The sequence below is a fragment of the Bifidobacterium oedipodis genome (genome assembly GCF_012932425.1).
Lineage (GTDB): Bacteria > Actinomycetota > Actinomycetes > Actinomycetales > Bifidobacteriaceae > Bifidobacterium > Bifidobacterium oedipodis.
In genome coordinates, this window is record NZ_JAAIII010000001.1 from 53713 (window position 1) to 66533 (window position 12821).

Consider the following 12821-nt stretch of genomic DNA (forward strand, 5'->3'; position numbering starts at 1 on the left):
ATGCAACCCCACGAGTTTGGAACCCATGCCTGAAACCATCGAAAGCACCATGCCGACCATCGACAAGCCATTCCGCAAAACCGGTGACCCCGCTGAACTGACCAGCGAATCGCCGCTCCATCCGCGTCGCGCCTCTCGGCGCATCATGGTCGGCCCTGTGCCGGTGGGTGGGGGAGCGCCGATTTCGGTGCAATCCATGACGAACACGCTGACCGCGAACGTGCCCGCCACCCTGCAGCAGATCGCCGAGCTGACCGCCGCAGGCTGCGATATCGTGCGTGTGGCCGTGCCCAGTCAGGACGATGCCGACGCACTGCCGGAAATCTGCCGCAAATCGCCGATTCCAGTTATCGCCGACATTCACTTCCAAAGCAAGTACGTGTTTCAGGCCATCGACGCCGGCTGCGCGGCCGTGCGCGTGAACCCCGGCAATATTCGCAAGTTCGACGAGGTGGGCCCCTCCATCTGCAAGGCCGCCACCGATGCGGGCATCTCCCTGCGTATCGGCGTCAACGCCGGCTCCCTCGACAAAGAACTGTACGCCAAGTACGGTGGCCCGACCCCTGAAGCGCTGGTCGCTTCCGCGCTGAAGGAAGCTCACATGTTCGAGGATGTGGGCTTCCATGATTTCAAGATCTCCGTCAAGCACCATGACGTAATCACCATGGTCGAAACCTACCGTCTGCTCGCCTCCAAAGGCGATTGGCCGCTGCACTTGGGCGTTACCGAAGCCGGACCCGCCTGGCAGGGCACCATCAAATCCTGTCTTGCGTTCGGCGCCCTGCTGGCCGAAGGCATCGGCGACACGATTCGTGTATCTCTTTCCGCGCCGCCGGTCGAAGAGGTGAAGGTCGGCTGCAAACTGCTCGAATACATGGGTCTTCGCCCGCGCAAATTCGACATCATCTCCTGCCCAAGCTGCGGGCGTGCCCAAGTGGACGTGATCCAGCTGGCCAGTGCTGTAACCGAAGGTTTGAAGGACGTTACCGCCCCGATTCGCGTGGCCGTAATGGGCTGCATCGTCAACGGGCCAGGTGAAGCGCGCGAAGCCGATCTGGGTGTGGCCTCCGGCAATGGCAAGGGGCAGATCTTCATCAAAGGCAAAGTTGTGAAAACAGTGCCTGAGGATCAGATCGTTGACACACTGCTGACGATGAGTCAGGAGATGGCCGCGCAGATGGAAGCCGACGGGCAGGTGCCCGCGGGTGCCACCGGGCCGGTTGTCGTGCCGATTCAGCACCCGAACCATAGCGCACGCTAGAATACCGTACGTGTCTTTACCCGATCAGCAGTCCAAGCCGTGGACCGGAATGCGCCGGCTGATGGTTAGCCTGCCTATTTTCATCATTCTGGTCGGCATACTTGTGTTCGTTTCCAACGCCATTACTGTGCCGTGGAATATCGAACCCACCGGAATGTCCATGGCCACGCTGAGTGCGGATACGGACGTTACCTTCGCTAATCCCGCCGGTGCCAGCTTGCCGGGCAAAGGCACGTATGAAACCTGCGAACGCGCGATGACGTTCCGTCTGGCGCGCGACGGATCGTTGGTCGGCCAGCCGACGAATAGCGATGTGAACGAGGCGGAAGATACCACCTGGCAGGTCGAGGGCTCCGGAGACGATGCCATGCAAACCATCACCATGCTGATTCGCCAGCCTGTGCGACTGGCGGATACGTCCGGTTCGACTGGAACCACCGCTAACGCTGATGATTCCGATGCTGATGATGGTTCGAGAGACGGGCAGACTGCGGTAGATGAGGAGAGTGGTGATATTGCAAGCGCCACCTGCGATGCCGATCAGAGCATAAACGGCAGGTTTCCCGGCGTATTATTCATGCATGGCGCAGGATTCGGCACCGCCTACGATTCGTTCGGCGACGTTGCTACGGAGCTTGCCTCAGCGGGATTTGTCACCGCGGTAATCGACAAACCGGTGTGGGACACCACCGACATCAACCGTGACTACCCAGCCTCCGCCACAGCCTACGAACAAGCCGTGAGAATCCTGCGCAGCCAAAGCAACGTGGATGCCGACAACATCGGCATTTATGCCACCTCCGAATCCACGTGGATCTCCTCATATCTGCTGCAGCAAGACAAAAACATCGCCTTCCAAATCCTGCTCAGCCCAATGGTATTCACCCCGCGCCAGGCGCTTGGCTTCTTCGTAACCCAGGATTTCGCACTGGTCGGCGCGAACGACGGCTACCAATCCATCGTGCAACGAGTGTTCAGCGTTGACGCCTCATTGTTCTCGCTAACCAACCTGGATATCCAAACGCTGAACCCCGAGGCGTTCGCAATTCCCACCTATATCGCCTACGGATCAAAGGATGTGATGACCGCACAGGTGGAGGGTGCACGCCGCATGCTGTTCGAAGCCCACCAAGGCGACAATTGGGACGTGACCATCCGCAGCTATCCGGTCGCCAACCATGTGTTGAAACTCGGTGACGAATCCGAATCCGGCACCCCTTTCGCCGACGCCTACACGAATGATCTCATCGATTGGGCGGTTGGTACAACGCGCGGTTTAGCGCAAACCAGCGAGCGGGTTGCTGGCGCGGATCTTTACCAATCGGTCGCGCTGCCCACGAATCTCAAACCCAGGCGTGCACTCACCATATACGGTGTGATTCTGCACGTCTCAATGCTGGTGCTGATGCTGGCCTCATTGGCCGTGTCGGTGACGGCATTGATACGAACGATTATGGTGCGTGCACGATGGCGTCGCCAGGCACATGCCGCAGCCCGCAGCAAGATGCCTGTGCCAGCGAAACCGGTGGTGCTTGGCTTCGCGCACGGGTTCGGCAGCGCACTGCTGACGCTTACCGTCACCACCATGGCCACACTGGCCATTTTCGCCGCCGGTTTGGGACAGGTAATTATGGGCGTGGTGCGATTGGCTTGGGGAGACGCGCCCAGTGAAACACCAGGTGTGATGTATTGGAGTTGGCCGGTGATCCAAGCGGTTACGCTGATGGTGGTATGGGCGTGGTCGCGCGTGTTCATGCGACTGATCGAAGTCGCCAGCCAGCGCGGCATCCTGCAGTGGCCGCCACGCAAAGGCTCGGTGCGTGGCATCGTCACCGGTGCCGAACCGGTGCTGGCCTCCACGAGGCTCGGTCGCGTGCTGTTTTGGGTGGTCGCGGTCACTATGCTGTATGTGATGTTGTTCTTCGCATTCTGGGGACTGTTCATTTACTGATTGGTCATCTACCGATTGATTCGCTGATTCGTTACCCACTGACCCAATATCCGTTGACAAGGAGGCGTGATGCCGCTCTACCGCGACGAAGCCGTGGTGCTCAGAACCGCCAAGTTGGGTGAAGCCGATCGCATCATCACCCTGCTGACGGCTACCCATGGCAAAATTCGCGCCGTCGCCAAAGGCGTGCGACGGTTGAAATCACGGTTCGGCGCGCGACTGGAACCGTTCATGCGCGTTGACGTGCTGATCGCCGAAGGTCGTTCGCTGGACGTGGTCTCACAGGCCGAATCGATAGCGGCCTATGGCGCGCCCATCGCCGCCGACTATGCGGCGTATGAGGCCGCCAACGTCATCGTGGAAACCATTGACAAACTCGCCTCCAGCGAGCATGAACCGGTGGGGGAGCAGTACAGGTTGCTGATCGGGGCATTGAATGCTCTGGCCAAGCATGCCCACGATCCGCACGCTATCGCCGACTCCTATGTGATGCGCGCGCTGGCGATCGCCGGCTGGTCGCCGCGACTGCGCGCCTGCGTGGTGTGCGGACGCGCCGAAACCGCGTATCTGTCCATTGCCGCAGGTGGCGTGATGTGCGAGGCTGATCACACGCGCGACGCCCGTCGCATCGCGCCCTTGGCATTGCGTCAATTTGCTGCATTGGTCGATGGCGATTGGTCTGTGCTGGATTCCGCACCTCTGGAGCGTTCCGCCGGGGAGATAGTCGAAGACTGGGCCGAATACTACTTGGAACGCCCCCTGCGGTCTCTGCGTCTGTCTGCTGTGCATGATGGTTCGGCTGTACGTGCATAAGTCTGTGCGCATCATTCAGGATGCTGGTGCCTGATGCTTTGCGTTGCGCCTGTCGGCTACCAAGGTTACGGGCGGTTGGTAGATTGTGAGGTATGGCTTTTGAGAACGTCGACTACACGTCACTGTCCATTCCCGCGGCGCCGTTTTCCGATCCGTCGCGTATTCCCGATTTTCCCAAAGACAAGGTGCCGCGCCATGTAGGCGTAATCATGGACGGCAACGGGCGTTGGGCCAAGGAACGCGGCATGATTCGCACCAACGGCCATCAGGCCGCCGAACCCGTGGTGTTCGACACCATCGCCGGTGCTATCGAAGCTGGAGTGCGCTACCTGTCGCTGTACACGTTCTCCACCGAAAACTGGAAGCGCAGCCCGCAGGAAGTGCGTTTCCTGATGGGCTTCTCGCGCGAGATCATCCACCGCCGCGTGGCGCAGATGGATGAATGGGGTGTGCGCGTGCGCTGGTCGGGCCGCCGCCCGAAGCTATGGAAGTCGGTTATCGATGAACTTGAAGTGGCAATGGAGCGCACCAAGCACAATAAGGTGATTGATGTGGTGTTCTGCATCAACTATGGCGGACGCGCGGAACTTGCCGACGCCTGCGCCGCCATCGCACGCGAGGTGCGCGATGGCAAAATCAGCGGCGATCGCGTAACCGAGAAAATGATCGCCGACCACCTTTACAATCCGGACATTCCCGACTGCGATCTGGTGATTCGTACCTCAGGCGAGCAACGCACCTCGAACTTCCTGCCGTGGGAGGCCGCCTACGCCGAACTGGATTTCGTGCCCGAACTCTTCCCCGACTGCGGCCGCGAGGTGCTCTGGCGCTCCATCGACCACTACATCCACCGCGACCGTCGCTTCGGCGGCGTCAAGAAGTAGACGGCGCCAACATATCCAAAAGTGACCGACCATATGCAATGGGCGCATGGCTTACGATAAGCCATGCGCCCATTATCATGCTGCTTTGCCTATATGATCGCTGTTTCTGCAATCACTGCGCATCAAAGAAGGCTTGTGCGGTCTTTTCTTCAGTGGCAACCAGCTTGTCAAGACCCAGATTCTTTGCCTTGGAGATCATCTCTTCCTTCAGGCTGTTGAATTCGGCATCATCCTTGGCATATACCATCTTCCAAGAGTATTGCTTGATTACATCACCCACCTGGGAGGCCACAACGGAATCGGTGTCGGACCAAGTGACAGCTGGCACATTCTTGACCTCGTAAGTGTGTACCTGATCATTGCTCAGCATGTACTCCTTCATGTTGAGCGCGCCTTCATGATCGTCGCTCCACTCCTTGTCAAGCTCGGTTTGATTTTCCTTCATGGATTCGGGCCACTCGTTGGTGCCTGCCGGATAGCCGTATTGTTCGATGACACCGGAGAGAGTCGGGCCGTTCACTCGCTTGGCATAATTGTCGCCGATCTTGCCGCCGCCGTATTCTTCAGGCACTGCCTGCTCGTAATCCTTTTTGCCAAGCTCCGTCAGCACGGGCTGCTTCTGATCATTCATCTTCCACAGCATGCCTTCGGGGCCATTGGTCAATTCCCAAGCTCCTTCGTCGGAATAAATCCAGTTCAGGAATTTATAGGCGCCTTCTTTGTTCTTGGACTTGGAGGAAACGCAGTAATACCAGCCGGAACCGAACGTGGACGTGCTTTCCGCATAGTTGAGGGTTTCGAATGGAATACGCTCATAGCCCTTCTTCTGTGCGGTCATATCCGTATGCGTCGGATTGAAGTTGTAGTTGCCCATGTATCCCAGCAGCCAGATTGCCGATTGGCCATTCTGTGCTTTCTTCAGATAGGATTCCCATGTCTGTGTGGCGGAATCGGGATCCAGCAGTCCTTCGCGATAGAAGTCGTTGGCCCATTGAAGACCTTGCATATAGTAGCTGTCTTCATCAAGCAGTCGCACGGTTTTCTTGTTCAGAGGATCGATGGCGATGAAGCTGTAGTTGTTGATGCCGTCGCCGGAAGCCAAACCCATCAACGTGCCGATGCCGGCGATCTGGGAAATGTTGGTCTTATCCCATTCGGAGAACAACGACAGTCCGTAGAAGTTGTTTCCTTCTTCTGTTTTCGGGTGTGCGGCCACCATATCTTTGGCGACATCCTTGTAATCCCAGAAATCATGGATTTCGGGGGATCCGAGCTCCTTGTAATAGTCGTAACGCATGGACGGCACAGTCTTGGGATCAACGCCGGTGGCCTTATGCTCATTCGTCACGCCCATTGGCAGACCATAGACTTTGCCGTCGTCGATTTGTTTGACGCGGTCGATGGCGTCGGTAAAGCGGAAGGCGTTGTCAAGCTTGCTGGAGACGCCACTGAGGTCTTCAACGGCACCGGCTTTGATGGCATCCTCCAGCGCATCCCTGCTTTTCAGAATGATGATGTCGCCGAGGTTGCCGGTGGTCAGTCGGGTCTGGAAACGGTCGGTACCGCCGACCACGCTGGGGACAACATCAATGCTCAAGCCGGTCTTATCCTTGACCAGCTTGCCTGTCCATCCATCCAATTTGCCTTCATAGGTGGCGCTTGTGGTGAAAATGGTGAGTGCGTCCGACGATGAGGATGAGCTGGGGGAGCCCCATCCACATGCCGCGGTTGACAGCAGCATCGCCATCGCTCCTGTTACCGCTACGGTTCGGGTAACGATCGTATTGATCTTCATCCCAATGTTCCTTTCTATGTTGCCGATGCTTCCATGCGATCGGCTATTTATTCCCTCCTTGCCGATGAAACATTTGCTTCAATCGGCAAGGAAAGTTCTTGATATGTTTGGCGGTGAGTGCTTGTGGTTGTGATCAGCCCTTGACCGCGCCGATAGTGATGCCCTTGGTGAAGTACTTCTGCATAAATGGGTAGAAGATGAAAATAGGCAGCACGGTAACCATGGTGATGGTGAGTTTGACTGACTGCGGGGTGACGGCTGTGGCCAACGATTGTTCGTCAACGTTGCCGCCGTCGGACATGATGTTTGCCATGGCCTCCGCCTGGCTCAGATAGCGGTACAGCACATATTGCAGGGTCTGTAGCTTTTCGCTGGACACGTAGATTACCGTATCCATGAAGCTATTCCATTGGCCAACGGCAGTGAAAATGGCCAATGTCGCCAGAATCGGTCCCATCAGGGGCAAGGCAATTTTGAAGAATACCGTTAACGTGCCGGCACCGTCGATTTCTGCGGCCTCCTGCAATGACGCAGGAATCGAGGATTCGATATATGTTTTGACCAGCACGATATTGAACGCCGAAACAGCTCCCGGCAAAATGTAGACCAAGAAGTTATCCAGCAGTCCCAGATAGTTGTACAGAATATAGCCGGGGATAATTCCGGCGTTCACATACATGGTTGCCACGAAAAACCTGTAGATGAACTTCCGATGCGCCATTTTCTGCTGAGTCATCATGAAGCCAAGAAAAGCGCAGCAAAATACCGTCAGCGCTGTTCCGAGTATGGTTCGGGCAAGGGATACCATTGCGGCGCTGAAAATGCCGGGCAATTGCAGCACATCAATATAGTTCTGGAAATGTATGCCTTTAGGCAGGAATAGGATGCTTTCCTTCGAAGCTACCTGATTGTCCGAAATTGAATTGATGAGAATGTAGTAGAAGGGATAGAACGTGATGAATGCAAAGAAGAGCATGAATATCGTATTGCAAACATTGAACACCTTCTCGCCCAATGACATTTGATCCATCGGGTTGCGATTCACCTGCTTATGCCGCAAGAATCCTTTCTTTGCGCCTTGGGGCTTGGCAGCCCGATTAAGTGCGATGTCATTATCGTGGATATGACGTGTCGTTGTCATGGAAGTCATAATCGTTGCTCCTTTCCTTATGCGCAGTGAGTTAGAAGATTGATTCGCCGCGGACGATTCTCGATGCCTTGTTCACGGTGAACAAAAGAATCAGCGAGACCACGGTTTTCAGGATGGATATCACAGTGGCGAATGAGAAATTGCCGTCGGAAATACCAATGTTGTACACGTACAGATCGAGCACTTCGATGGCATCCTTATTCATGGCATTGGAGAACACGAAGTACTGATCCATACCGGTGTTGATGATATTGGCGATATTCATCAAAATAAGCACAAAGAACGTGGGCATAAGACCCGGTATGGTGACGTGGATGGCTCGCTGGAACCGTGAGGCGCCATCGATGGAGGCGGCTTCGTATAGTTCCTGATCGATGCCGTTGATGGCCGCTAGATACATGATGGCGCTCCATCCCAGTGACTTCCATACGCCAAGTACGGTCATCTTCAGCCACATATGGTTGGAGTCAAGCAGGAAGTTGATAGGAGTGTCGATAACGCCCCACTGCATAAGCAGGTTGTTGACAACTCCGTTGTCTACGGAGATGAATGCGAATACCAGCGAGTAGACAAGCACCCAAGAGACGAAATGCGGTGCGGTGGAGAGCGTCTGTACCAGGCGGCGCAGTTTATTGCTTCTAAGCTCATAGAGCAATACGGCGAAAATCAGCGGGAAAACGCTGGTCAGCAATCCGAGGAAACTCAATCCCAGCGTGTTCTTCATCACGCGAATGATGGTGTTGATTTGCTCGGGCGAGGAAATGATGGAAGTGAACCATTTCAATCCCGCAAATGGCATTTGCCATGGCGCGACGCCGGGCTGGAAATCCACAAAGGCGAAATACCAGCCCAGAATAGGCAGATAGTGGAATACGAAAACGAATAGCACGAATGGCAGAACCAGGTAAACCAGCCTCCACCGATGCGCCAAAAACGCTGGCAATTGTTTCTTCATATGAACCCCTCAAACAGTGACAACACTTATCAATCGAAGAAGCACAACAATCGACAACGAATATCTTCTTCGGTTACAGGGCAAAGGCGAGAACTTCCACTGTTCTGTGCTTTGTCTTTATAACTCATCATAGTGTGAAACCGGTTTCTGGATTAAGAAAAACAATCGCGATATTGTGATTTATTGCTGTCTGTGGTAAGCGGAGGGGAGAACATGGTATTGGGGGTTCTCGCTTGAAAACTCAAGCGAGAACCCCCAATACCATGCCCTGATGCGGTGCCGTGGCATAACGCGGATAGTAGTTTATTGATTCAGTGAGGTTTCCTTACGCAAGACCGTGCCATCAGCAGATCGTTCTATGAGGCAAACAGCAGGTTTCTCCTCATCGTCGACCAGCGAAATCGTCTGGCTGCGTCCGCCGGCAAGTGTCACTGTCACTTCCTGCGCACTGGACGCCTGCACGTTCCTAATACAACGTGTGGCTTCATAAGGTTCGATGACGGTAATGAAACGAGCTGACGGCGTTGGCTTTGTTGCGCGCACCGCATAGAACATTCGGTTCTGGCTTTCGTCACCGGGAATGGCGTCCACGCCTATGCAGGCTTCCAGCGATACCGCATTCAATCCATCAATCTGCCAGGTCAGTATGCCCTCCTTGTCGTGATCGATGGGGCTGGCGGGGATGGCGTTCGGGAATTCCTCACCCTGAATCGTTACGCGCCCGCCCTTGTAGTCTTTACCTGGCCCATAGCCGGGCGCGATATTTGTGGCGGTATGGGCGATATCGGCGAGCGCAAGATGTTGGCCGTCGGCTGTGACTAGTTCGGCCTTTCCCCAGAAAATGCTATCGGGCGTGCGTACGGGTGCTCCGTTTTCCGCGGTTACATCGCCTTGGGTGCAACGCAGCGTGATGCTGCTCGCTCCGGTCAGATCAATATGGATGTTGTCTCGTCCCAAAATCCATCCATCGAACGCGCCGTGCGCTTGTGTCTCGCCGTCAACATCGACCTGCCAGCGTAACGGAATGTTGTAGCCGGAGTTGTCAGCAGCCCACCCGTAATACGAGGCGGTTTGTCCTGTGACCTGCACATTGTGCAGAGGCCATGCCGTATATACGTCGGTATGCAGCACTCCAGGCTCGTTGTATGAGCTGCGAATACAGGTTTTTTCTGATGCCAGCCAGTTGGGATCGAAGGTATTCTCGAAGCTTGCACGGGTTGTGCCCTCAGCCTGATACCACTGACAATCAGTGATTACCTGCCCGTCGGAAGCGGGGTTATCGGTGTATTGGGCGGTGTGCCCGGTGTCGATTAGTTTGCCTTCCCTCAATGGGGTTATTCCACGAAGGCCTTTCAACTGCCATGTGGTTTCGTATTGGTGTGGCATATCACCGCTCACTGCATCGAACACCACGATATAGTCGTCGGTTACGGCCATAACGCGTTGTTGCCGAATGGGTTCGGTTGTGCCGGAGATTTGTGCGTATGCGAGGGAAGACTGAACGGGGAATGACATGTGGTTCTTTGCCAGTCGCTCTTGAATGCCGCCGCAATCCCCGTAGTCCATACCGAGGTAGGGGGCGTAAGCCCATTCGCAGGCGGTATCGATGGCAGCGGCTTGCAGAGCCTTTCCTGAGTAGAACAGTGTGCGACGGGAATCTGCGGGCAGCTGCATTTTGTCATCCACGTTGACCATATTCTTGGTCAGTGAGGCCTGCACATGCCATTTGTACATGAATTTGTCATATCCCCACCAGTTGGCTTCCGGATTGAACAGGCTACGTCCGTAGCGCATGATGCTGAGCAAATCGGTGATGTCGAAATGGCCATGCGCGCCGCCGTGCGAGCCGTAGTGCAATGTGGCTTGAATCTGTTCGCGTTGCTCGCGCCCGGGAGTTTGGCTGCGCAGCATTGCCAAACCGATATTGTCCGAATATGCGTTGCGGCCAGACAAGCGGGCGGGGGAGGATTCGGGCGTGCGCCCGTCGATGATTGCACGCGCGTGAAGTGCTTCGGCATATGAAGGCAGCTCGGGAATGCCGAATACGGGATCCGGATTATCGAATCGTTCCATCACTGGGATGTATTCGGGGTCGCCGTAAAAACGATAGGCAAGGTCATATGTGGGATTCCAATGTGTGGTGTCAATTTTCTTTTCATCCGAATCGTTGACGCCAAACATCACACCGCGCCAGTCGATGAATTTCAGAGGCGCGTCGAACAGAGCTTTGAATCCAATGGTCTCATGCACATTGCCTCCCCACTTCAGGCACACCCATGTGGCGGGTGTGCCCACTGAGTCCGCTTCACAAGCGTATGAGGCGCTTACGCTCATATTGTGCGGCAGCGCAAACTTCCGATGGGCGAGATCCTCACCGAATGGCAGCAGGGCTTGAGCGGTCATCAGGAACTCGGAGGAGACCCAGGTGTTGTATCCGATCGAACACTCATGCCACCACCCGTCGTTCAGCGTGCCGTAGCGAAATTGTTCGATAGTTCCGCATGTGCCGTAAACGAAACGATCCACCATGGACCAGTCTTGTAATACCAGAGCTGCGAACAGAGCACTCGTCAGCTCGGAAACCACCCAATTGGAGATGCCGCCACTTGCGATACAGTCATCAACCATGCCGATATACAATCGCAGGCAATGATTGATGCGTGACTGTTGGCTGTCATCGAGGATTCCGGCTGACAGCACGACATCGTAAGCGATTGCCAGATGCTGAAAGAAATGGCCCTCCTGCACGAAACTCTGGTGGCATCCGCGTAGACGAGCCGGATAGCCGCGTTTCTCATCTGCGAAGAACAGGAGGAATTGTGCGATTTTGTCTGCGTAACTGTTGTCTGCGGTGACGGCATACAGGTAGGCGCAAGCCATAAGATTGTTTTCAACTTGCGTGGGGTAACAGTATGCCTCGCCTTCGGCTGTTGGCTTGGGTGTCCAGTCGTCGGCCAGTTGGTGCCAGTCGGCGACTTCGGCATGGAATTTCGGATATGCGGCGATGCGTGACGCGACGTCACTCCAGCCTTCAGCGGTGTGAACGATATAAGGGTGGGGCATCGTGCGCATGGTGAACAATTCGATTTGCACGGCGGTATCCGAATCACCGTCGGCTACAAAGCGAATGGTTGTGCGCTCGCGGCCACCGGGAACGATACGATCATGCATGGGTACCGTTACATGAACCACAGTCCGTTCTCCCGGCTGCAAGCAGAATGTTTGTGGCTTGATCTGCGCATTCATCGACTCCCATCCGTAATACGTTTGGCAGGCGCGCACGCAAGCTGCTTTCCCCAGACAATTCGATACGGTGATGTCATATTCGGCGGTGTCGCCGATTTGTATGCTGCGGCCGCGAACGTCACAAGTGGCTGCCAGGCCAAACGCTGGGCATAATTCGGCATCCGTCAGTTGTGCGGCTCCATTCCAGTGCACGCTTACCTGAGTTACGAACCGCCAGTAGGCGCGGTTCGATGTCGGAACGTCAAAGTCGCCCCAAGCGAGATTGATGGCATGCTGGCTGGAAGAGGCTATGGTGAACGAAGCATGAGCCGTGCGAACTTGGCCGGAGTGTTCGTCCAACGTGGATACTGCAACGGTGATGGTGGTGTTGGCTGTTGCCGTGGTGAATGTCAGACGTAAGCCGGCGTAAGTCGAAGCGTCGAATGCTTTGTCGGAGACGGACAGGAATCCTTTGGGCTGGAACAGATTTCCTGTTGCTGAGGAGGGAAAGCACATCGATGCCTTACCGTCTTCATAATCCACAATCCACTGTTGCAGCAGATTTACTGTATTCATCATTGAATTCCCCAATATCTCTTGCATTGTTGTGTGTGCGATCGCAGACTTGCTGGTATGGTGTTGCTGCGACATCTGGACGTTTGTGTCGTCCTACGAAAGAGCACAGTAACATGAAAGCGATTTCTTGTTGTGGGGATTAGCTGTTATCGATGATTTGTATCAGTTCTGCAAAACACTTCAGCAATTTTGTGATATTGGGCGAAGCGTT

General features: G+C 55.2%; 8 protein-coding genes. 4 read left to right on the forward strand and 4 right to left on the reverse strand.

Annotation, left to right across the window (positions count from 1 at the left end; all coding sequences use genetic code 11):
* Positions 1-49: 49 nt before the first annotated feature.
* From ispG to G1C95_RS00225, 4 genes are all read left to right on the forward strand, one after another.
* Positions 50-1261, forward strand: a complete 1212-nt coding sequence (gene ispG / locus G1C95_RS00210; protein WP_169171466.1) for a flavodoxin-dependent (E)-4-hydroxy-3-methylbut-2-enyl-diphosphate synthase — start codon at positions 50-52, stop codon at positions 1259-1261.
* 61 nt (positions 1262-1322) lie between these two features.
* Entirely contained in the window at positions 1323-3212 is a 1890-nt protein-coding gene (locus G1C95_RS00215; RefSeq protein WP_240947383.1) for an alpha/beta hydrolase family protein, read from the forward strand.
* 69 nt (positions 3213-3281) lie between these two features.
* Entirely contained in the window at positions 3282-4025 is a 744-nt protein-coding gene (gene recO, locus G1C95_RS00220) for a DNA repair protein RecO (protein ID WP_169170950.1), read from the forward strand.
* Positions 4026-4117: 92 nt separating this feature from the next.
* Positions 4118-4909 carry an isoprenyl transferase gene (locus tag G1C95_RS00225; protein WP_169170951.1) on the forward strand — a complete coding sequence of 264 codons (792 nt, stop codon included), beginning with the start codon at positions 4118-4120 and terminating at the stop codon, positions 4907-4909.
* Between the two features lie 112 nt (positions 4910-5021).
* On the opposite strand, the gene G1C95_RS00230 is transcribed toward G1C95_RS00225, so the two are convergent.
* The 4 genes from G1C95_RS00230 to G1C95_RS00245 all read right to left on the reverse strand — a co-directional run bounded on the left by G1C95_RS00230 (position 5022) and on the right by G1C95_RS00245 (position 12613).
* Positions 5022-6704 carry an extracellular solute-binding protein gene (locus G1C95_RS00230; RefSeq protein WP_169170952.1) on the reverse strand — a complete coding sequence of 561 codons (1683 nt, stop codon included), beginning with the start codon at positions 6702-6704 and terminating at the stop codon, positions 5022-5024.
* Positions 6705-6837: 133 nt separating this feature from the next.
* A complete protein-coding gene (locus tag G1C95_RS00235) occupies positions 6838-7854 on the reverse strand; it encodes a carbohydrate ABC transporter permease (RefSeq protein ID WP_240947350.1) in 1017 nt (338 codons plus the stop codon).
* Positions 7855-7885: 31 nt separating this feature from the next.
* Positions 7886-8809, reverse strand: a complete 924-nt coding sequence (locus G1C95_RS00240; protein ID WP_169170953.1) for an ABC transporter permease — start codon at positions 8807-8809, stop codon at positions 7886-7888.
* A gap of 303 nt (positions 8810-9112) precedes the next feature.
* A complete protein-coding gene (locus tag G1C95_RS00245) occupies positions 9113-12613 on the reverse strand; it encodes a hypothetical protein (protein WP_169170954.1) in 3501 nt (1166 codons plus the stop codon).
* Positions 12614-12821 lie beyond the last annotated feature (208 nt).